The organism is Burkholderia sp. Bp8998, assembly GCF_003854235.1.
In the GTDB taxonomy this organism is placed as follows: Bacteria; Pseudomonadota; Gammaproteobacteria; order Burkholderiales; family Burkholderiaceae; genus Burkholderia.
Map to the genome: position 1 here is coordinate 112,527 of NZ_QTQF01000015.1, position 19,850 is coordinate 132,376.

Annotated in this window: 20 protein-coding genes; 8 read left to right on the forward strand and 12 right to left on the reverse strand. The window is 67.2% G+C overall.

The window, feature by feature from the left end; genetic code table 11:
- Positions 1-75 precede the first annotated feature (75 nt).
- A complete protein-coding gene (locus DIE06_RS17035; protein ID WP_124662407.1) occupies positions 76-699 on the reverse strand; it encodes a TetR/AcrR family transcriptional regulator in 624 nt (207 codons plus the stop codon).
- A gap of 219 nt (positions 700-918) precedes the next feature.
- Here DIE06_RS17035 and DIE06_RS17040 point away from each other — a divergent pair, with 219 nt between their 5' ends.
- The 3 genes from DIE06_RS17040 to DIE06_RS17050 all read left to right on the forward strand — a co-directional run bounded on the left by DIE06_RS17040 (position 919) and on the right by DIE06_RS17050 (position 4,463).
- A complete protein-coding gene (locus DIE06_RS17040; RefSeq protein ID WP_124662408.1) occupies positions 919-2,202 on the forward strand; it encodes an MFS transporter in 1,284 nt (427 codons plus the stop codon).
- A 159-nt stretch (positions 2,203-2,361) separates the two neighbouring features.
- Complete coding sequence (locus DIE06_RS17045; protein ID WP_124662409.1) at positions 2,362-2,967, forward strand: nitroreductase family protein; 606 nt, start codon at positions 2,362-2,364, stop codon at positions 2,965-2,967.
- Positions 2,968-3,212: 245 nt separating this feature from the next.
- Complete coding sequence (locus DIE06_RS17050) at positions 3,213-4,463, forward strand: Hsp70 family protein (RefSeq protein ID WP_059702617.1); 1,251 nt, start codon at positions 3,213-3,215, stop codon at positions 4,461-4,463.
- Positions 4,464-4,565: 102 nt separating this feature from the next.
- Here the strand turns inward: DIE06_RS17050 and DIE06_RS17055 are convergent, their stop codons facing one another.
- Positions 4,566-4,769 (reverse strand): cold-shock protein, encoded by a 204-nt coding sequence (locus tag DIE06_RS17055; protein ID WP_006477070.1) that lies wholly within the window; start codon positions 4,767-4,769, stop codon positions 4,566-4,568.
- A 419-nt stretch (positions 4,770-5,188) separates the two neighbouring features.
- On the opposite strand from DIE06_RS17055, the gene DIE06_RS17060 reads away from it, so the two are divergent.
- Complete coding sequence (locus tag DIE06_RS17060; protein WP_124662410.1) at positions 5,189-6,787, forward strand: APC family permease; 1,599 nt, start codon at positions 5,189-5,191, stop codon at positions 6,785-6,787.
- A gap of 106 nt (positions 6,788-6,893) precedes the next feature.
- Here DIE06_RS17060 and DIE06_RS17065 read toward each other — a convergent pair whose 3' ends face one another.
- The 7 genes from DIE06_RS17065 to DIE06_RS17095 form a co-directional block, all read right to left on the reverse strand.
- Positions 6,894-7,685: a class III extradiol ring-cleavage dioxygenase gene (locus tag DIE06_RS17065; protein WP_124662411.1), complete on the reverse strand. Its 792-nt coding sequence runs from the start codon at positions 7,683-7,685 to the stop codon at positions 6,894-6,896.
- Positions 7,686-7,904: 219 nt separating this feature from the next.
- Positions 7,905-8,501 (reverse strand): UbiX family flavin prenyltransferase, encoded by a 597-nt coding sequence (locus DIE06_RS17070; RefSeq protein WP_124662412.1) that lies wholly within the window; start codon positions 8,499-8,501, stop codon positions 7,905-7,907.
- Positions 8,502-8,514: 13 nt separating this feature from the next.
- Positions 8,515-8,826 carry a Grx4 family monothiol glutaredoxin gene (grxD, locus tag DIE06_RS17075; protein ID WP_124662413.1) on the reverse strand — a complete coding sequence of 104 codons (312 nt, stop codon included), beginning with the start codon at positions 8,824-8,826 and terminating at the stop codon, positions 8,515-8,517.
- A 67-nt stretch (positions 8,827-8,893) separates the two neighbouring features.
- On the reverse strand, positions 8,894-9,736 hold the full coding sequence (prmC, locus tag DIE06_RS17080) for a peptide chain release factor N(5)-glutamine methyltransferase (protein ID WP_124662414.1): 843 nt from the start codon (positions 9,734-9,736) through the stop codon (positions 8,894-8,896).
- A 7-nt stretch (positions 9,737-9,743) separates the two neighbouring features.
- Complete coding sequence (gene prfA / locus DIE06_RS17085) at positions 9,744-10,826, reverse strand: peptide chain release factor 1 (protein ID WP_124662415.1); 1,083 nt, start codon at positions 10,824-10,826, stop codon at positions 9,744-9,746.
- 81 nt (positions 10,827-10,907) lie between these two features.
- On the reverse strand, positions 10,908-12,206 hold the full coding sequence (gene hemA, locus DIE06_RS17090; RefSeq protein ID WP_124662416.1) for a glutamyl-tRNA reductase: 1,299 nt from the start codon (positions 12,204-12,206) through the stop codon (positions 10,908-10,910).
- A 26-nt stretch (positions 12,207-12,232) separates the two neighbouring features.
- Positions 12,233-12,994, reverse strand: a complete 762-nt coding sequence (locus DIE06_RS17095; protein WP_124662417.1) for a response regulator transcription factor — start codon at positions 12,992-12,994, stop codon at positions 12,233-12,235.
- Between the two features lie 171 nt (positions 12,995-13,165).
- On the opposite strand from DIE06_RS17095, the gene DIE06_RS17100 reads away from it, so the two are divergent.
- From DIE06_RS17100 to DIE06_RS17115, 4 genes are read left to right on the forward strand one after another with little or no spacing between them, the layout of a single operon-like run.
- The gene (locus tag DIE06_RS17100; protein WP_124662418.1) at positions 13,166-13,420 is read left to right on the forward strand and encodes a hypothetical protein; all 255 of its coding nucleotides are present in this window, start codon (positions 13,166-13,168) and stop codon (positions 13,418-13,420) included.
- Positions 13,421-13,438: 18 nt separating this feature from the next.
- Positions 13,439-15,253, forward strand: coding sequence for an aminopeptidase P family protein (locus tag DIE06_RS17105; RefSeq protein WP_124662419.1), 1,815 nt, complete (start codon positions 13,439-13,441; stop codon positions 15,251-15,253).
- A gap of 55 nt (positions 15,254-15,308) precedes the next feature.
- Positions 15,309-15,860 (forward strand): cysteine hydrolase family protein, encoded by a 552-nt coding sequence (locus DIE06_RS17110; protein ID WP_124662420.1) that lies wholly within the window; start codon positions 15,309-15,311, stop codon positions 15,858-15,860.
- Entirely contained in the window at positions 15,857-16,480 is a 624-nt protein-coding gene (locus DIE06_RS17115; protein ID WP_124662421.1) for an HAD family hydrolase, read from the forward strand. Before DIE06_RS17110 ends, DIE06_RS17115 begins: the two co-directional genes overlap by 4 nt.
- 127 nt (positions 16,481-16,607) lie before the next feature.
- Here the strand turns inward: DIE06_RS17115 and ettA are convergent, their stop codons facing one another.
- The 3 genes from ettA to gcvA form a co-directional block, all read right to left on the reverse strand.
- Positions 16,608-18,275: an energy-dependent translational throttle protein EttA gene (gene ettA / locus DIE06_RS17120; RefSeq protein WP_039352138.1), complete on the reverse strand. Its 1,668-nt coding sequence runs from the start codon at positions 18,273-18,275 to the stop codon at positions 16,608-16,610.
- A gap of 190 nt (positions 18,276-18,465) precedes the next feature.
- The gene (locus DIE06_RS17125; protein WP_124662422.1) at positions 18,466-18,774 is read right to left on the reverse strand and encodes a DUF3761 domain-containing protein; all 309 of its coding nucleotides are present in this window, start codon (positions 18,772-18,774) and stop codon (positions 18,466-18,468) included.
- 96 nt (positions 18,775-18,870) lie between these two features.
- Positions 18,871-19,788 (reverse strand): transcriptional regulator GcvA, encoded by a 918-nt coding sequence (gene gcvA / locus DIE06_RS17130; protein ID WP_124662423.1) that lies wholly within the window; start codon positions 19,786-19,788, stop codon positions 18,871-18,873.
- Between the last annotated feature and the right edge of the window lie 62 nt (positions 19,789-19,850).

Below are 19,850 nucleotides of genomic sequence, written 5' to 3' on the forward strand. Positions count from 1 at the left end.
GCAGTCGGGTGGAGCGGCAGCGAGGGCCGCATTGTAGCGGGAGCGGGCACGCCCGGTTCGGGCGTGCGCCGCCCGTCACGCGCAGGCGGCTTCGATCAGCTGCGTGACCAGCGCGGGCGCGGTGCCGATCGGCGTTTCGCCGTGCCGGTAGGTCTGGCTGGCCGCGTAGATGCCTTCGACGATGAGCGCGAGCGCATCGGCGAGCGCTTTCGGCTGCCGGGCGCCTGCGCCTTCGCACAATTCGACGAGCCGCTTCATCAGCTGTTCCTTGTTCTGCGCGACGCGCTCGCGCGCCGGATGCGACGCATCCGGAAATTCGGCCGCGACATTGACGAACGGACAGCCGCGATAGTCCTTCTGCGTCGCGCGTTCGGCCAGATCGACGAAATACTGGGTCAACTGCGCCTTCGGCTGGCCCGGATGCTTCGCGATGCTCGAATCGAGGCGCTCGAAGAAGCACGCATCCATCCGTTCCAGATACGCGAGGATCAGCTCGTCCTTCGACGAGAACTGGCGGTACAGGCTCATCTTGTTGACGCCGGCGCGCTCCACGACCGCCTCGACGCCGACCGCGCGCACCCCCTCCTTGTAAAACAGCTCCTCCGCGGCGCGCAGCAGGTGTTCCTGCGCGGCGGCCGCGGCGATCGGCCGCCGCGTGCGGCGTGCCGGCGGCTTGTTGGCGGCCTCGATGCCCGACATGATGACCCTCGACTGCGTGATGAATTGCTTGACATGTTACCGACTGGTCACTACGATCGCAACACACTTGTGACCGATCGGTAACAATGCCGGTCGGATCAACAGACAAATGCCAGGTATCGGCCCGGGTCAGCCGATGCAGCGTGCGGCGGAGGTGGCCTGGTGGTGCTGAGGCGGGGCAGGCGCGCGGGCGCCAGGCCGCCAACTGGAGAACGACACATGAACTGGGCAGTGACACGAATCGGCGGGCGTTTCCACTACGGATGGCTCGCGGCGGCGGTGGTTTTCCTGATCCTGCTGGCGGCGGCCGGCACGCGCGCGACGCCGAGCGTGCTGATGGTGCCGCTCGAGCGCGAACTCGGCTGGAGCCGCGCGGCGATTTCGCTGGCGATTTCGGTGAACATCGCGCTGTACGGCCTGACCGGCCCGTTCGCGGCGGCGGCGATGCAGCGCTTCGGGCTGCGGCCGACGATCCTTACCGCGCTGGTGACGATGAGCGCGGGCGTCGCGCTGTCGTCGATGATGACGCAGAGCTGGCAGATGGTCGTGATCTGGGGATTGATGGTCGGCTGCTCGACCGGCGTCGTCGCGCTGACGCTGTCGGCAACCTTCGTCACGCGCTGGTTCCATGCACGGCGCGGCCTCGTGATGGGCATCCTGACCGCAAGCACGGCCACCGGCCAGCTCGTGTTCCTGCCGATGCTCGCGGCGATCGCGCAGCGCCACGGCTGGCGGCCGGTCGTGCTGGTCGTCGCGGTGGCGGCTGCGATCGTGATTCCGCTGGTCGCGTTCCTGCTGCCCGAACGGCCTGCCGACGTGAAGCTGCGCCCGTACGGCGAGCCGGCTGACGCGCCGGCGGCGCCCGACGCGACGAAGGAGAACCCGCTCACGGTCGCGTTCCGCACGCTGCTGATGGCGAGCCGCTCGCGCGACTTCTGGCTGCTGTTCTTCAGCTTCTTCATCTGCGGCGCGAGCACCAACGGCTATGTCGGCACGCACCTGATCGCGATGTGCAGCGACTACGGGATGACCGAAGTGCAGGGCGCCTCGCTGCTCGCCGCGATGGGCGTGTTCGACCTGTTCGGCACGACGCTGTCGGGCTGGCTGTCCGACCGCTATGACAACCGCGTGCTGCTGTTCTGGTACTACGGGCTGCGCGGGCTGTCGCTGATCTACCTGCCGCATGCGTTCGGCATCGACTTCTTCGGGCTGCCGCTGTTCGCGATGTTCTACGGGCTCGACTGGATCGCCACCGTGCCGCCGACCGTGAGGCTCGCCACCGACGTGTTCGGCAAGGCCGCGGCACCGGTCGTGTTCGGCTGGATCGTCGCCGGCCACCAGCTCGGCGCGGCGTTCGCGGCGCTCGGCGCGGGGCTGCTGCGCGCGAGCCTCGGCACCTATACGATCGCGTCGATGATCTCGGGCGGGCTCTGCATCGTCGGTGCGCTGATCGTGCTGCGGATCAACCGTGGCCCGTCCCGCGCCGCCGCGCAGGCCGCTTGAGCGCGGTGCGCCGGCCGGCCCGTGCGCGGGTTGTGGCCGGTCAATGCAGGATGGATGATTTGCATTGCGCGGGATGTGCGGGCGCGTGACTGCTCAAGCGGTTATGCTTGCGGTTCGCCGGGCGTTCGCGCCCCTTCATCGATGTCAGCGAGGAACCGCATGTCCGTCAAACCTGCTCCCACCACTGTTTCGATTCACGACTTGATCGCCGGCCGCTGGAGCCCGCGCGCGTATTCGGACGAGCCGATCAGCGCCGGCGATCTGCACGCGGTGCTCGAAGCGGCGCGCTGGGCGCCGTCCGCGTACAACGCGCAGCCGTGGCGCTTCATCGTGTTCGACCGCACGCAGGACGAAGCGGCGTTCAAGCGCGCATTCGCGACGCTGGTGCCGTTCAACCAGGGCTGGAACGCGCCGGCGCCGGTGCTGATCGCCGTGACCGCGCACACGCTCACGCCGAAGGGCGAGCCGGCGCCGACCGCGCTGTACGATGCGGGCGCGGCCGCGATGTCGCTGGTGCTGGAGGCGCACGCGCTGGGCCTCGCCGCCCACCAGATGAGCGGCTTCGACGCGAAGGCGTTCCGCGACGCATTCGAGATCCCGGCCGACGTCGCGATTCCGGCGATCATCTCGCTCGGCCACTACGGCAACGTCGACAAGCTCGATCCGGTGCTGCGCGACCGCGAAAGGGCGCCGCGCACCCGTCATGCGATTGGCGAAGTCGTGTATGCGGGCGCCTGGAAGAAGGGTTTCGACGCCGCAGCCTGATTCCGCAAGTGGGCGGGCATGGGGCGAGCACCCTGTCCGCGCCAGTTGCCGGCGCGCTGCAAGCGGGCGACGGGGGCCTCGAGCGCCCCGCCCTCACCGGTCGCCGGCGCGCCGCGGGTGCGCCTGATCGCCGCCCTGGGCCGGTTGCGCGGCACCGGTGGCCGCCCCGGTTGTGATCCGGCGGGCTTCATGTTAAAAAGCCCGTCCTTTCCGTTTTCGCGCCGGCCATGCTGCGGCACCTTCCCATGACTTACTGCGCGATCGATTTCGGCACGTCCAATTCCGCCGTGGCACTGCCCGACGGCGACGGCATGCGCCTCGCGCCCGTCGAGGGCGACCACCTGACGCTGCCCACCGCGATCTTCTTCAACAACGACGAGCAGACGGTCGAATACGGCCGCGCGGCGCTTGCTTCCTATATCGACGGTTTCGACGGCCGCCTGATGCGCTCGATGAAGAGCATCCTCGGCTCGCCGCTCGCGGAAACCACGACCGATCTCGGCGACGGCAGCGCGATGGCGTACACGGAGATCATCGCGCGCTTCCTGACGCACCTGAAGCGCAAGGCCGAAGCACGCGCCGGCGCGCCGATCGGCCGCGCGGTGCTCGGCCGGCCGGTGTTCTTCGTCGACGACGATCCGCGCGCCGACCGCCTCGCGCAGGACCAGCTCGAAGCGGCCGCACAGTCGGTCGGGTTCACGGACGTGCATTTCCAGTACGAACCGATCGCGGCAGCGTTCGACTACGAGTCGCGCCAGCAAGCCGAGCGGCTCGTACTGGTCGCCGACATCGGCGGCGGTACGTCGGACTTCTCGCTGGTACGCGTCGGACCGGAGCGGATGGCGCGCCTCGAGCGCAAGGACGACGTGCTCGCGCACCACGGCGTGCACGTCGCGGGCACCGATTACGACCGCCGCGTCGAGCTGGCGGCGATCCTGCCGGCGTTCGGCTACCGCTCGCTCGATCCCGAGGGGCGCGAGCTGCCGAACCGGATCTACTTCGACCTGGCGACCTGGCACCTGATCAACACGGTCTACACGCCGAAGCGGCTGGGCGAGCTGAAGCTCATGAAGCACCTGTACCAGGACGTACGGCAGTACGACCGCCTTACCCGCGTGGTCGAGCAGCGGCTCGGGCATGCGCTGATGGCACGCGCGGAAGAAGCGAAGATCGGCGTTGCGGCGGGCGGGGAGACGATGATCGACCTGAACGACGTGGAAGAGGATCTGCAGATCGCGTTCGACGCCGAGCGCCTCGTCGATGCGAGTGTCGACGACACCGCACGCATCGTCGATGCCGCGCGCGAAACGGTGCGGCTGGCGGGCGTGGCGCCGCGCGACGTCGGCGCACTGTATTTCACCGGCGGCTCGACCGGGCTCGCGTTCCTGTCGGGTGCGCTCGCCGGTGCGTTCCCGGACGCGCAACCCGTGTTCGGCGACCGCCTCGCGAGCGTCGCAACCGGGCTCGGCATTCACGCGCAGCGGCTGTTCGGCTGACCGAACGCCATTTGGAATCGGCGGCCACCGCATCGCTGCCGCGCCGGAAAACAAAAAGCCCCGCCGAAGCGGGGCTTTTTTACACGAAATATCGCGCCGAACTTAGACCGGACGGATGTTCGCAGCTTGCAGACCCTTCGGGCCCGTCTTCACTTCGAATTCAACCTTCTGGTTTTCTTGCAGCGTCTTGAAGCCTTCGACGCGGATTTCCGAGAAGTGCGCGAACAGATCGTCGCCGCCGCCTTCCGGGGTGATGAAGCCGAAGCCCTTTGCGTCATTGAACCACTTGACGGTACCGGTTGCCATGTTACTTGTTCCTAAAAAGATAAAACGGGGCCGAGGCCCATGGGTGCGGAAAATCAAGGAAGGGGGTAATGGGACCAACCGGAGTACCGTTGATGGGCGAACTACGAAAGAACCAATTCACTCGCCGCTTGAAATCCTGCAACGTTGTTTATACGGCTAATCGCTCTCGCGGTCAACCGGATTTCCATGCACTCAGGGTTATTGCGGAGTTCATGTTTACAAACCTTGCAAACGGCGCGAATTTTTTGTAGGGGGCGAACGATTTTGGCGCCAACTTGGAGGTGCAACCGTTAAACTACGCGCCGCGCGGAAGGTTGCCCCGATCGGGTGATCCTTCCCCCCAAAATTGCATGCGCGGTGCTGTCCGAGCCGATCCCGGACCGCGAGCCGACCATGCTTTTTGAGACATAGGAGAGGATGTGAAGAGTTCTATTCAACGGAACATCGGCCCGTTTGCACTGATGCTGACGGGGCTGGGTTCGATTATCGGCTCGGGCTGGCTGTTCGGCGCCTGGAAGGCTGCGAAGATCGCCGGTCCGGCAGCGATTTGTGCATGGATCATTGGCGCGGTCGTGATTCTCGCGATTGCGCTGACGTACGCCGAATTGGGTGCGATGTTCCCCGAGTCGGGTGGCATGGTGCGCTACGCGCGCTACTCGCACGGTTCGCTGGTGGGCTTCATCAGCGCATGGGCCAACTGGATCGCGATCGTATCCGTGATCCCGATCGAGGCCGAAGCGTCGATCCAGTACATGAGCACGTGGCCGTATCCGTGGGCGCATGCGTTGTTCGTGAACGGCGAATTGCAGACACTCGGCCTGCTGCTGTCGGCCGTGCTGGTCGTCGTCTACTTCCTGCTGAACTACTGGGGCGTCAAGGCCTTTGCGCGGGCGAACACCGCGATCACGATCTTCAAGTTCCTGATTCCCGGTCTCACGATCCTCGGCCTGATGCTGTCGAGCTTCCATCCGGAGAACCTCGGCACCGCATCGAATGCGAGCTTCGCGCCGTACGGCTGGTCGGCCGTGCTGACCGCGGTTGCGACGAGCGGCATCGTGTTTGCGTTCAATGGCTTCCAGAGCCCGGTGAACCTGGCCGGTGAAGCGCGCAACCCATCGCGCAGCGTGCCGTTCGCGGTGATCACGTCGATCCTGCTCGCACTCGTGATCTACGTGCTGCTGCAAATGGCGTATATCGGCTCGGTGAACCCGGCCGACGTCGCGAAGGGCTGGGCGCACTTCAACTTTTCGTCGCCATTCGCCGAACTCGCGATCGCGCTGAACCTGAACTGGCTCGCGATCCTGCTGTATGTCGACGCGTTCATCAGCCCGAGCGGTACCGGTACGACCTATATGGCGACGACCACCCGCATGATCTACGCGATGGAGCGCAACAACACGATGCCGAAGATGTTCGGCAACGTGCACCCGATCTACGGTGTGCCGCGCCAGGCGATGTGGTTCAACCTGCTCGTGTCGTTCATCTTCCTGTTCTTCTTCCGCGGCTGGAGCTCGCTCGCGGCAGTGATCTCGGTCGCAACGGTGATCTCGTACCTGACCGGCCCGATCAGCCTGATGGCGCTGCGCCGTGCGGCGACCGACATCGAGCGTCCGCTGTCGATCCCGCTGATGAAGCTGATCGCACCGTTCGCGTTCGTCTGCGCGTCGCTGATCCTGTACTGGGCGAAGTGGCCGCTGACGGGCGAAATCATCCTGCTGATGATCGTCGCGCTGCCGGTGTATTTCTACTTCCAGGCGAAGGCGGGCTGGACCGGCTGGGGCGCCGACCTGAAGGCCGCATGGTGGCTGGTCGCGTACCTGCCGACGATGGCCGTGCTGTCGCTGATCGGCAGCAAGGAATTCGGCGGTCACGGCGTGCTGCCGTACGGCTGGGACATGCTGATCGTTGCGGCAATCTCGCTGGTGTTCTACTTCTGGGGCGTGAACACGGGTTATCGGACCCAGTATCTCGACGAGCGCGAGTCCCACGAAGAGATCCTCGAAGGGGTCGGTGTCTGACGCCTGACCTGCCACCGGAATCGGCGGCGGCAGGAAGCGCGAAAAAAGCCCGCCCGAGCGATGCTCGGGCGGGCTTTTTGTTTGCTCGCCGGTTGTGTCGCCGGGTTCAGGCGGCCGCGCTCGCGAACACGTAGTTCGTCATCGCGAGCACGCGTTGATACGTGCCGAGCGACTGAATGCCGAGCTGGTAGTCGTCGTCGGCCGCGCCGAGCGCGGTGAATACCGGCAGCAGGTGTTCGTCGGTCGGATGCATCAGCGCCGCGTGCGGCGCCTGCCGGCGATAGTCGAGCAGCGCGTCGATGTCGCGCGCGGCGAGCTTTGCCTCGAGCCAGTCGGTGAATTCCGCGACGCGCGGGTCCGCATCCTCGGGCGCCGCGCTGAAATCGGCCGCGCGCAGGTTGTGCGTGATCTGGCCCGAGCCGATCACCATCACGCCTTCGTCGCGCAGCGGCCGCAGCGCGCGGCCGAGCGCAAAGTGATGGGCCGCGTCCGCACGCGGCTGGATCGACAGTTGCGCGACGGGCACATCCGCCTCCGGGAACATCAGCAGCATCGGCACCCACGCGCCGTGGTCGAGACCGTGCTCGGTCGTCGCGGTCGCGATGCCGGCCGCGTTCAGCAGCGCGGCCGCCCGCTCGGCGACCGCGGGCGCGCCCGGCGCCGGGTAGCGGATCTCGTACAGTGCGCGCGGGAAGCCATAGAAGTCGTGGATCGTTTCAGGATGCTCGGCCACGCTCGCGACCGGCTGCTGCGTGCCCCAGTGCGCGGACAGCATCAGCACCGCGCGCGGGCGCGGCAATTCGGCACCGAGGTGCGTGAACGCGCCGGACGGCAGCGTCGGGTCGATCGGCAGCGTCGGGGCGCCGTGGGACAGGTAAAGCGAGGGCAAGCGGTTCATGGTGGGGAGCCTGCAAAAGGGTTTGCCTGTGACTATAGGCGTGCACCGGGTATTGATAAATCGGCTTATGGGAATTTGATTGAATCGCAATGGTTGATAATCCGGCCGACTCCAGGTGCGTGGGGCAGGCGAGGGCTGGATGTTGCCGGATCGAGCCGGAAGCCAGCTGAATCGACGAAGATGCGTGAAGAACGGCGTCGGAGCGCCGTGTCGGGCGGCTTACTGTGCCGGTCGGATGCCGGCCCACGGCGTCGTCATCGGCGCGCTGAGCGCGAACAGGTCGAGCACGCGCGTGACGGTCTGGTCGACGAGTTCCTCGATTGTCTTCGGCATCGCGTAGAACGCGGGCAGCGGCGGAAACACGATGCCGCCCATTTCGGTCACGGCGGTCATGTTGCGCAGATGCGCGAGGTTGAACGGCGTTTCGCGCACCATCAGCACGAGACGGCGGCGTTCCTTCAGCGTGACGTCGGCCGCGCGCGTGATCAGGTTGTCCGACAGCCCATGCGCGACGCTCGCGAGGGTCTTCATCGAGCAGGGTGCGATCACCATCCCGTCGGTCGCGAACGAGCCGGACGCGATCGTCGCGCCGACATCGCGCACCGAATGCACGACATCCGCCCGGCTTTCGACCGCGGCCTTCGACAGCGTCAGTTCATGCTGGATATTGAGCCAGCCGGCGTTCGAAACGAGCAGGTGCGTTTCGACGCCGCCGGCGGCGCGCAGCAATTCGAGCAGCCGCACGCCGTAGACCGCGCCGGTGGCGCCGGTGATCGCGACGATCAGCCGGCGTGGCGGCGCGCTGGGAGATGCCATCGGGGAGGGGGTGTTACGCGGCGGCGAACAGTTGCTGCAGTTCGCCCGACTGGTACATCTCCATCATGATGTCCGAGCCGCCGATGAATTCACCCTTCACGTACAGCTGCGGGATGGTCGGCCAGTTCGAGAATTCCTTGATGCCCTGGCGGATTTCGTCGTCCTCGAGCACGTTGACCGTCTTGAACTGGTCGACGCCGCAGGCTTTCAGCACTTGCACGGCGCGGCCCGAGAAGCCGCACATCGGGAATTGCGCGTTGCCCTTCATGAAGAGCACGACCTGGTTTTCGTCGACGATTTGCTTGATACGTTTTTGGGTGTCCATGACTGACCTTGCGTTTGCGGGGCGTTAGAACGAAATGATAGCGGATTTCAAGCGGGCGGGCGGGCCATCAGCCGGGCCGGCGGCCGCCTGTCGTGCGTTCGATCGCGGCCAGATCGGCGAGCGATTCGACCGCGACGAAGCCGCGTGACAGGAGCAAGGCGCGCACGGCTTCGGCCTGGTCGTAGCCGTGCTCGATCCAGAGCGTGCCGCCCGGTTTCAGGTAGGCGCCGGCGCCGGCGACAATCGTGCGGATCGCGCTCAGGCCGTCGGCATCGTCGGTGAGCGCGCCGCGCGGCTCGAACCTCAGGTCGCCCTGTGCGAGGTGCGGATCGTGCTGCGCGATGTACGGCGGGTTGCTGACGATCGTGTCGAACGCAAGCACCGGATCGAGCGCGGCGTACCAGTCGCTCTGCAGCCAGTGCAGCGGGCCGCCGGGGCGGCGCGCGTCGAGCAGCTTGTCCGCGTTGCGCCGCGCGACGTCGAGCGCCGCCGGCGAACGGTCGAGTGCCCACACACGTGCGTCGGGCCGTTCGGCGGCGATCGACACGGCGATCGCGCCGCTGCCGGTGCCGAGATCGAGCACGGCCGGATGCGGCCGCCCGTCGATCGCGTCGAGCGCCGCTTCGACGAGCAGTTCGGTTTCCGGGCGCGGGATCAGCACGTCGGGCGTCACGTCGAACGGCCGGCCGAAGAACTCGCGCATCCCGACGAGCTGCGCCACCGGCTCGCCGGCCATGCGGCGCGCTTCGAGCGCACGGTAGCGCTCGATCGCGGCGGGCTCGAGCGGGGCGTCGCCGCGCGTGATCAGCTGAGTGCGGGTCCAGCCGAGCGCGTACGCGAGCAGCACGCGCGCATCGACCGGGTCGAGCGGCGCCGCGCGCAGCAGTTCGTCGGCGGTGGTGTCGGGCATCGCGGCCTCAGTCGGTGTCGCCGAGCGACGCGAGCAGTTCGGCCTGGTGTTCGGTGACCAGCGCGCCGATCAGTTCGTCGAGATCGCCGTCCATCAGCGCCTCGAGCCGGTACAGCGTCAGGTTGATCCGGTGGTCGGTCATCCGCCCTTGCGGGAAGTTGTACGTGCGGATCCGTTCCGAGCGGTCGCCGGAGCCGATCAGGCTCTTGCGCGTCGCCGCTTCCTTCGCGTGCTGCTCGTGATACTGCTTGTCCTTGATGCGTGCGGCGAGCACCTTCAGCGCGCGATCCTTGTTCTTGTGCTGCGAACGGTCGTCCTGGCACTCGACGACGATCCCGGTCGGGATGTGCGTGACGCGCACCGCCGAATCGGTCTTGTTGATGTGCTGGCCGCCCGCGCCCGACGCGCGGAACGTGTCGATCCGCAGGTCGGCCGGATTGATCTCGACCTCGCCGATCTCGTCGGCTTCCGGCATCACCGCGACCGTGCAGGCGGACGTGTGGATGCGCCCCTGCGTCTCGGTTGCGGGCACGCGCTGCACGCGATGGCCGCCCGACTCGAATTTCAGGCGCGAGTACGCGCCCTGACCGGCGATCCGCACGATCACTTCCTTGTAGCCGCCGAGATCCGATGCGCTCTCCGACATCATCTCGACCTGCCAGCGCTGGCGCTCCGCGAAACGCAGGTACATGCGCAACAGGTCGCCCGCGAACAGCGCCGATTCGTCGCCGCCGGTGCCCGCGCGGATTTCGAGGAAGATGTTGCGGTCGTCGTTCGGGTCCTTCGGCAGCAGCATCTTCTGCAACTCGCCTTCGAGACGCACCATACGGTCACGTGCGCCGCGAATTTCCTCTTCGGCGAAATCGCGCATCGAGGCATCGGCGAGCAACTCCTGCGCGGCCGTCTCATCGTTGCGCGACTGGCGCCACAGCGCGTACTGCTCGACGACCGGGCCGAGTTCCGCGTGTTCGCGCGTCAGCTTGCGGTACTGGTCGAGGTCGGCCGTGACGTTCTCGCGGCTCAGCAGGTCGTTCAGTTCGGCCAGCCGTGTAGACAGCTGGTCGAGCTTGCGTTGCATGCTCGTCTTCATGGTGTGGAGCGGCGCTCCCGGGCAAGGGTATTCGAAAAGGATAGGCCGGCGTGCGGCCGGCGGCAGGGAAACCGGCCGGCGCTAGTGGCCGGACTGGTCGTTCGAGCGCGGCGCGTGCTGGTAGAAGCCGCGCATCAGGTCGATCAGCGAATCGCGGTCGGCGCCGTTCACGCGGTTGAGCGCGCTCGTCGGGCCGTGGATCAGCTTGTTGGTCAGCGCCTGCGACAGCGCTTCGAGAACGGCGGCCGGATCGTCGCCGCGCGCGAGCAGCTTCTGCGCCTTCTCGACTTCCGTGCGGCGCAGCGCGTCGGCCTGCGTATGCATGTGACGGATCACCGGCACGACGCTGCGCGTGTCGAGCCATTGCATGAAATTCTGCACGCGCGTCTCGATGATCGTCTCGGCTTGCGCAACCGCGGCCTGGCGCGATGCGTTGCCTTCGCGCACGATCGCGCCGAGATCGTCGACGGTGTAGAGGAATACGTCCTTCAGCTTGCCGACTTCCGGCTCGATGTCGCGCGGCACCGCGAGGTCGACCATGAAGATCGGCCGGTGGCGGCGCGCCTTCACCGCGCGCTCGACCGCGCCGAGGCCGATGATTGGCAGCGTCGACGCGGTGCACGACACGATGATGTCGAATTCGTGCATGCGGGCCGGCAGGTCCGACAGTGGCATCGCCCGGCCGTTGAAACGTTCGGCGAGCCGCTGGCCGCGTTCGGCCGTGCGATTCGCGACGACGAGCTCGCGCGGGCTCTGCGCGGCGAAGTGCGTCGCGCACAGCTCGATCATCTCGCCGGCGCCGATGAACAGCACGCGCTGATCCGACACCTTTTCGAAAATGCGTTGCGCGAGGCGGACTGCGGCGGCGGCCATCGACACCGACTGCGCGCCGATCTCGGTCGTGCCGCGCACTTCCTTCGCGACGGCGAACGTGCGCTGGAACAGCTGGTTCAGATAGGTGCCGAGCGCGCCGGCTTCCGTCGCGGTGCGCACCGCGTCCTTCATCTGGCCCAGGATCTGCGTTTCGCCGAGCACCATCGAGTCGAGACCCGATGCGACGCGGAATGCGTGCCGGACCGCTTCCGATTGCGGCAGCGCATAGACGTGCGGTGCGAGCTCGTCGACCGGAATCTGGTGATACTCCGACAGCCAGCGAATCGCACCCTCGCGTGCAGCCCGGTCGTCGGTCGCGCAATAGAGTTCGGTGCGGTTGCAGGTGGAGAGAATCGCCGCTTCGGGCGCGTTGGGCGCCTGCGGGCCGAGGAACACGTTCTTGAACGTGACAAGAGCCGGCTTGATTTGCTCGAGCGGAAACGCCACGCGTTCGCGCAGGGCGACAGGCGCAGTGTGGTGGTTGATTCCGATCGTGAGGAGTTGCATATCGAGGGCTATCGTTTAGCCCCATATTATAGCGTTTCAGCGATTTCCTCACTCGTGGCATACCGGGCATCAGCATCGCGTGGCCTCGAATTGGGGGGCTCGATCGGCACGCGGTCGAGTTGATAGCCGTAGCCGTAGAGCGGCAGGAGCCGGTAGCCGTGCTCCGGGAGCAGCTGCAGCTTGCTGCGCAGCCGGGACGCATGGGTGTCGAGCGTGCGCGACTTCATGTCGCGGCGGCGGGCCCACACCGTTTCGAGGATATGGGCGCGCGACACGGGGCGGGACAGGTTCGCGAACAGCAGCTGTGCGAAGCGGAACTCTTTCGGCGTGAGCGCGACGACCGCGTCGCCGAAACGCACGAGGCCGTGGGTCGCATCGAATGCATATTCTCCATACATTTCACGGGAGCGATTCGGCGGTCGCCGGACGCCGGCGCGCCGGCTCAGCGCATTGACCCGTGCGAGCAGCTCGGGCCCGCTCACCGGGCGCACGAGGCAGTCGTCGGCGCCCGCATGCAGGCACGACACGACTTCGCTTTCGCGCGGCAGTTGCATCACGGCGATGGCCGGCAGCCCGGGCAGGATCGCCTGCGCCCGCGGAATGACTTCCTCGGCCGGCTGATCGCCGGCCCAGTTGCCGGTGATCAGCATGTCGCAGGTATCGGTGGCGAGCCACTCGAAGAACGCCGCGCTGGACGAAAACGCGTGGCACACGTGACCGCCGGCGAAGAGCAGGCGGTTCAGGAGCGCAGCATGACGTGCCTCCGGATCGATCAGGGCGATTCGCATGAGGATTTCTTCAATACGGCTGCCGGTGCGCGCTTGCCATAACGTCGGGTCGGCCCCTACACTCGAATGTTCGCGGCGCCCGGCTGGTCTCGGGTTCGATGGATGAATCGATGCTAGCCGCTGGCAACGTTCACGCCTATGGGACGAATCTGAATTTATAGAAGGCGTCGAATGAACTGGTTTGGAATCCTTGTCCTGGGAGCGGCCGTCGGGCTGTTCGGCCGGTGGCTGCATCCGATGCGGCTCGCTGGCCGGCCGGCATGGTGGATTGCGGTGCTGGTCGGCATCGCAGGTGCCGCCGCCGCGCGCATGGCCGGCAATCTCTCTGGACTGTTTTACGATGGCGAAACGCTCGAATGGCCGGTCTGCACCGGTGTCGCGTTCCTCGCCGTAGCCGTGACGGTCGCCGTGTCGGCCCGTCGCTGAAAGCTCTCAGGTGAAATCATGAATGCCCGTCTCCCCGAAGCCTCGTCGGTGCCGGCCCGCCTCGCGCTGCTGCGCGGCGTGATGGTCCGCGAGGACCTGGCCGCCTATCTCGTGCCGTCCGCCGATCCTCACCTGTCCGAGTACCTGCCCGAACGCTGGCAGGCGCGCCGCTGGCTGTCCGGTTTCACGGGCTCGGTCGGTACGCTGGTCGTGACCGCGGATTTCGCGGGCTTGTGGGTCGACAGCCGCTACTGGGTCCAGGCCGAGGCCGAGCTCGCCGGCACGGGCGTCCAGCTGATGAAGATGACGGGCGGGCAACAGAGCGCGCCGCACGTCGACTGGCTCGCGCAGAACGTGCCGGCCGGTGCGACGGTCGGCGTCGACGGCGCCGTGCTTGGCGTCGCGGCGGCACGCGCGCTGACGGCCGCGCTGAGCGCGCGCGGCATCGCGCTGCGCACCGATCTCGACCTGCTCGACGCGATCTGGCCGGAGCGCCCGGGGCTGCCGGGCGACGCGGTGTTCGAGCACGTGGCGCCGCAGGCCGACACGACGCGCGCGAGCAAGCTCGCCGAAGTGCGCCGCGCGATGCACGCGCAGGGCGCGCAATGGCATTTCGTGTCGACGCTCGACGATCTCGCGTGGCTGTTCAACCTGCGCGGCGCCGACGTCAATTTCAATCCCGTGTTTGTCGCGCACGCGATGATCGGCGCCGAGCGCGCGACGCTGTTCGTCGCCGACGGCAAGGTGTCGCCGGCGCTGGCCGCGTCGCTCGCGCAGGACGGCGTCGAGGTCCGCGCGTACGACGCCGCGCGCGCGTCGCTCGCGGCGCTGCCCGACGGCGCGACGCTGCTGATCGATCCGCGCCGCGTGACGTTCGGCACGCTCGAGGCCGTGCCCGCCGGCGTGAAGCTGATCGAGGCCGTGAACCCGTCGACGTTCGCGAAGTCGCGCAAGACGTCCGTCGAGATCGAGCACGTGCGCGTGACGATGGAGCACGACGGCGCCGCGCTCGCCGAATTCTTCGCGTGGTTCGAGCAGGCACTGAACCGCGAGACGATCACCGAGCTGACGATCGACGCGCAGCTCACGGCCGCGCGCGCACGGCGCCCCGGCTACGTGTCGCCGAGCTTCGCGACGATCGCCGGCTTCAACGCGAACGGTGCGATGCCGCACTACCGCGCGACGCCCGAGTCGCACGCGACGATCGCCGGCGACGGCCTGCTGCTCATCGATTCGGGCGGCCAGTACACGACCGGCACGACCGACATCACGCGCGTCGTGCCGGTCGGCACGGTCAGCGACCTGCAGCGCCGCGATTTCACGATCGTGCTGAAGTCGATGATGGCGTTGTCGCGCGCACGCTTTCCGCGCGGCATTCGCTCGCCGATGCTCGACGCGATCGCGCGCGCGCCGATGTGGGCGGCCGGGCTCGACTACGGCCACGGTACCGGCCACGGCGTCGGCTACTTCCTGAACGTGCACGAGGGCCCGCAGGTCATCTCGCACTACGCGCCGGCCGAGCCGTACACGGCGATGGAAGAGGGGATGATCACGTCGATCGAGCCGGGCGTGTACCGGCCCGGCAAATGGGGCATCCGGATCGAGAACCTGGTCGTGAACCGCGCGGGCGGGCAGACGGAGTTCGGTGACTTCCTCGCGTTCGAGACCCTGACGCTGTGTCCGATCGACACGCGCTGCGTGCTGATCGAGATGCTGCATGAAGAAGAGCGCGCGTGGCTGAACGCGTATCACGCGACCGTGCGTGAGCGCGTCGGCCGGCACGTGAGCGGCGACGCGAAGGCGTGGCTCGACGCACGCACGCAGCCGATCTGACGCAATATGCGATGCCGGCCGCACGACGGCCGGACCATGATCGAGAAGGCAACCTATGGCAGACACCGCAGTGATCGTGATCGACATGCAGCGCGGGCTGGTGCAGCGCGCGCGGCCCGCGTATCGGCTCGACGACGTCGTGGCGGGCATCAACCGGTTGACGGCGACGGCACGCGCGGCGAACGCACCCGTGTGCTTCGTGCAGCACGACGGCGACGCGGACGACGACATCGTGCCCGGCACGCCCGGCTGGGAACTGCATGAGGAATTGATCGTCGGTCGTGCCGACTGGCGCATCCGCAAGCAGATGAGCGATTCGTTCCACGACACGCCGCTCGCCGCGCAGCTCGACGGCCACGGCATTCGGTCGGTGCTGATCTGCGGCTATGCGACCGAGTTCTGCGTCGATTCGGCCGCTCGCCGCGCGGCACTGCTCGGCTATCGGACGACCGTCGTCTCCGACCTGCACACGACGAACGAGCGCACGCACCTGTCGGCCGCGCAGATCGTCGCGCATCATCACTTCGTGTGGGAAAACAATACGCTGTCGGGCAATGCGGTGACGCCGCGTCCGCTTGCCGACGTGCTCGCCACGGAGTTCGCATGACCATCAAGGCGGTGGTGTTCGATTTCGGCGGCGTGCTGATCGACTGGAGCCCCGAGTACCTGTACCGGCAACTGATTCCGGACGAAGCCGAGCGCCGCTGGTTCCTCACGCACGTTTGCGCGATGGACTGGGTGATCCGGCAGGACGGCGGGCAGACGATCGACGAGGGTACGCGCGAGCTCGTCGCGAAGTTTCCGGCGCACGAGGCGCTGATCCGCGCGTTCTACGCGCGCTGGCACGAGATGATCGGCGGCGTGCTCGACGAGGGCGCCGCGCTCGTCGACCGGCTCGACGCGCAGGGGATGCCGCTCTTCGGGCTGACCAACTGGTCCGCGCAGACGTTTCCGTATGCGTGGGACAACTTCCCGGTGCTGCGGCGCTTCAAGGACATCGTCGTGTCGGGCCGCGTGAAGCTCGTGAAACCCGATCCGGCGATCTACCGCGAAATGCATGCGCGGATCGAGCCGTTCCTGCCGGGCATCGCACCGCATGAACTCGTGTTCATCGACGACAACGCGAAGAACGCGGCGGCCGCGACGGCACTCGGCTGGCATGGCATTCATCACACGAGCGCGGCCGCGACCGAGGTGCGCTTGCGCGAGCTGGGCGCGCTCGCGTAGGCGTTTGCCAAACGGCGGCAGCGAGATGAAAAAAGCGGGCCATGAGCCCGCTTTTTCGTTTTGCCGGTCCGGAAGCGGCCGCTTCCGGCATCCGGCCCTGCGTTGCCGGGTGCCCGGGCCGCGCCGTTCAGCGGCTGATCGGCTTGTAGCGCAGGCGCTTCGGCTTCGCGGCTTCCTCGCCGAGGCGCGCACGCTTGTCGGCTTCGTATTCCTGGTAGTTGCCGTCGAAGAACGTGACCTGCGAATCGCCTTCGAACGCGAGGATGTGCGTCGCGATCCGGTCGAGGAACCAGCGATCGTGCGAGATCACCATCACCGAGCCCGCGAATTCGAGCAGCGCGTCTTCCAGCGCGCGCAGCGTTTCGACGTCGAGGTCGTTCGACGGTTCGTCGAGCAGCAGCACGTTGCCGCCGGAGATCAGCGTCTTCGCGAGGTGCAGGCGGCCGCGTTCGCCGCCGGACAGGTTGCCGACGATCTTCTGCTGGTCGCCGCCCTTGAAGTTGAAGCGGCCGATGTACGCACGCGACGGCGTTTCGTACTTGCCGACCGTCAGCACGTCGGCGCCGCCCGAGATTTCCTCGAACACCGTCTTCGAGCCGTCGAGCGCGTCGCGGCTCTGGTCGACGTACGCGAGCTTCACGGTCGGGCCCATCACGACTTCGCCCGAATCCGGCTGCTCCTTGCCGGTCAGCATCTTGAACAGCGTCGACTTGCCGGCGCCGTTCGGGCCGATGATGCCGACGATCGCGCCGGCCGGGATCTTGAAGCTCAGATTGTCGATCAGCAGGCGGTCGCCGAACGACTTGCTGACGTTCTTGAACTCGATCACTTCATTGCCGAGGCGTTCGCCCGCCGGAATGAAGATTTCCTGCGTTTCGTTGCGCTTCTGGTATTCCTGGCTGCTCAGTTCCTCGAAGCGCGCGATACGCGCCTTCGACTTCGCCTGGCGACCCTTCGGGTTCTGGCGCACCCACTCCAGTTCCTTCTTGATCGCCTTCTGGCGCGCCGATTCCGACGCTTCTTCCTGCTTCAGGCGCTCTTCCTTCTGGTCGAGCCAGCTGCTGTAGTTGCCCTTCCACGGAATGCCGTGGCCGCGGTCGAGTTCGAGAATCCATTCGGCCGCGTTGTCGAGGAAGTAGCGATCGTGGGTGACCGCGACGACGGTGCCCGGGAAGCGCACCAGGAACTGCTCGAGCCAGTCGACCGATTCGGCGTCGAGGTGGTTGGTCGGTTCGTCAAGCAGCAGCATGTCGGGCTTTTCGAGCAGCAGCTTGCACAGCGCGACGCGGCGCTTTTCACCGCCCGACAGATGCTCGATCTTCGCGTCCCACGACGGCAGGCGCAGCGCGTCGGCGGCCACTTCGAGCTGCTGCTCGGGGCTGCCGCCGTCGCTCGACGCGAGGATCGCCTCGTATTTCGCCTGCTCGGCCGCGAGCGCGTCGAAGTCGGCGTCCGGCTCGGCGTAGGCCGCGTAGATTTCTTCCAGCTTCTTGTTCGCCTGGAACAGGTCGCCGAGGCCTTCCTCGACGGCTTCGCGCACCGTCTTCGTCGGATCGAGCTGCGGTTCCTGCGGCAGGTAGCCGATGTTCAGGTTCGGCATCGGCGTCGCTTCGCCTTCGATGTCCTTGTCGACACCCGCCATGATGCGGATCAGCGTCGACTTGCCCGAGCCGTTCAGGCCGAGCACGCCGATCTTCGCGCCGGGAAAGAACGACAGCGAGATGTCCTTCAGGATCTGGCGCTTGGGCGGCACGATCTTGCCGACCCGGTTCATCGTGAAAACGTATTGGGCCATTTCGGTGTGAAAGTCAGAAGTGGTTGAGACTGCCGCGCAGCGCGCGCGGGCGTGGCGGCGTCGGGTGATTCGGTACGGAGCGTGCCGCGCGGGGCGCGGCGGTGTCGCCGCGGATTGGCGGCGCGAGCGCGTATTGTACTTCGCCGCCGGCTGCCGCTGGCACCGCGCAGGCCATTCGGCCGACCCGCGTTCACAGCCACGCCGCGACGCCGCCGTGCCCCGAACAGGTGCCGCGCCGGTGGCGGCTGAAGCTGTACGTGCCATCGCGGCAGCGCGCGCTCGCGCCCTCGGGCACGCGGCCCGATTTCGAATGGGCCGGCGCATGGACGGTGTCGCCGTCGCGATTGCGGTACGTATCGTGCCGGTCGAGGTCGGCTTCCGTGCCGTAGCCGGGCGACGCGCGATACGCATGCGCCGTGGGCGGCAGGGCGGCACACGCGACGAACAGCGTGGCCGACAGGGTCGCGATGCGCGTTACGCGGCGGAGCAGGGCGGGCATGGTCTCTCTCCGGATGTCGTTATCTGCTGTCGATCTCGGGCTGCATGTTAGCCGATCGGCCGAGGGTCGTTGCCGTCGCCCCGCGGTGCAGCGACGCTACGCCGCGCCGGTCATCGATGCCGCGCCGTCGGCCTGTGCGGCGTCGAGAATCCACCGGCGGAACGCGGCGACTTTCGCGCGTTCCGCATGATGCGGCGGATAGACGAGGTAGTACGCGAAGTCGTCGAGCCACGCGACGTCGGCAAGCTGCACGAGCCGGCCGCTCGCGAGCTCGCCGCGCACCATCGCCGCCGGCAGCAGGCCGGCGCCCTGGCCGGCGAGGATCGCCTGCAGCAACAGGCCGGAATCGTCGAACGCGGGGCCGCGCGGCGGACCGAAATCGTCGATCCGCTGCGCGTCGAACCAGATGTGCCAGCCCTTGCGCTCGGCGTCGTGCAGATGCGGCCATCCGGCCAGGTCGGCGGGTGTGGCCGGCATGCCCAACCGCGCGACGAGTGCCGGCGCCGCAAGTGCGACGATCTCCACCGTCAGCAGCCGTTCGCTGCACAGCCCGATGTAGCGGCCGAGACCGTGGCGGATCGCGACGTCGACGCCGTCACGTGCGAAATCGGCGAGTGCGTGGCTTGCGACGATCTGCAGGTCGACGTCCGGGCACGCGTCGCGGAACTGCGCGAGGCGGGGCACGAGCCACGCGGACGCGAAAAACGGCGTGACGCTCACTGTCAGCACGCCGCTGTCGGCGGCGCCCGACACGCGCTGCGATGCGTCGGCGATCTGCCGGAACGCATTGCGCACGGGCGGCAGGTAGTCGCGGCCCGCGGCGGTCAGCAGGATGCCGCGGTTCACGCGTTCGAACAGTTGCACGCCGAGATGGGTCTCGAGCGTGCGGATCATCTGGCTCACCGCGCCGGGCGTGACCGACAGCTCTTCCGCTGCGGATTTCACCGACAGGTGGCGGGCGGCCGCCTCGAACGCACGCAGTGCGTTGAGGGGGGGCAGACGGGAACGGTTCATTGAGTTTTTCTAAAGCGAAAGGCCGACGAAATATCGTTTGAGGCAATGCATATGCGCGAGTA

Excerpts from the sequence above, each read along its gene's own strand:
- DIE06_RS17035 (WP_124662407.1), bottom strand. The coding sequence starts at position 699 with ATGTCGGGCATCGAGGCCGCCAACAAGCCGCCGGCACGCCGCACGCGG.
- DIE06_RS17040 (WP_124662408.1), top strand. The coding sequence starts at position 919 with ATGAACTGGGCAGTGACACGAATCGGCGGGCGTTTCCACTACGGATGG.
- DIE06_RS17045 (WP_124662409.1), top strand. The coding sequence starts at position 2,362 with ATGTCCGTCAAACCTGCTCCCACCACTGTTTCGATTCACGACTTGATC.
- DIE06_RS17050 (WP_059702617.1), top strand. The coding sequence starts at position 3,213 with ATGACTTACTGCGCGATCGATTTCGGCACGTCCAATTCCGCCGTGGCA.
- DIE06_RS17055 (WP_006477070.1), bottom strand. The coding sequence starts at position 4,769 with ATGGCAACCGGTACCGTCAAGTGGTTCAATGACGCAAAGGGCTTCGGC.
- DIE06_RS17065 (WP_124662411.1), bottom strand. The coding sequence starts at position 7,685 with ATGAACCGCTTGCCCTCGCTTTACCTGTCCCACGGCGCCCCGACGCTG.
- DIE06_RS17070 (WP_124662412.1), bottom strand. The coding sequence starts at position 8,501 with ATGGCATCTCCCAGCGCGCCGCCACGCCGGCTGATCGTCGCGATCACC.
- grxD (WP_124662413.1), bottom strand. The coding sequence starts at position 8,826 with ATGGACACCCAAAAACGTATCAAGCAAATCGTCGACGAAAACCAGGTC.
- prmC (WP_124662414.1), bottom strand. The coding sequence starts at position 9,736 with ATGCCCGACACCACCGCCGACGAACTGCTGCGCGCGGCGCCGCTCGAC.
- prfA (WP_124662415.1), bottom strand. The coding sequence starts at position 10,826 with ATGAAGACGAGCATGCAACGCAAGCTCGACCAGCTGTCTACACGGCTG.
- hemA (WP_124662416.1), bottom strand. The coding sequence starts at position 12,206 with ATGCAACTCCTCACGATCGGAATCAACCACCACACTGCGCCTGTCGCC.
- DIE06_RS17095 (WP_124662417.1), bottom strand. The coding sequence starts at position 12,994 with ATGCGAATCGCCCTGATCGATCCGGAGGCACGTCATGCTGCGCTCCTG.
- DIE06_RS17100 (WP_124662418.1), top strand. The coding sequence starts at position 13,166 with ATGAACTGGTTTGGAATCCTTGTCCTGGGAGCGGCCGTCGGGCTGTTC.
- DIE06_RS17105 (WP_124662419.1), top strand. The coding sequence starts at position 13,439 with ATGAATGCCCGTCTCCCCGAAGCCTCGTCGGTGCCGGCCCGCCTCGCG.
- DIE06_RS17110 (WP_124662420.1), top strand. The coding sequence starts at position 15,309 with ATGGCAGACACCGCAGTGATCGTGATCGACATGCAGCGCGGGCTGGTG.
- DIE06_RS17115 (WP_124662421.1), top strand. The coding sequence starts at position 15,857 with ATGACCATCAAGGCGGTGGTGTTCGATTTCGGCGGCGTGCTGATCGAC.
- ettA (WP_039352138.1), bottom strand. The coding sequence starts at position 18,275 with ATGGCCCAATACGTTTTCACGATGAACCGGGTCGGCAAGATCGTGCCG.
- DIE06_RS17125 (WP_124662422.1), bottom strand. The coding sequence starts at position 18,774 with ATGCCCGCCCTGCTCCGCCGCGTAACGCGCATCGCGACCCTGTCGGCC.
- gcvA (WP_124662423.1), bottom strand. The coding sequence starts at position 19,788 with ATGAACCGTTCCCGTCTGCCCCCCCTCAACGCACTGCGTGCGTTCGAG.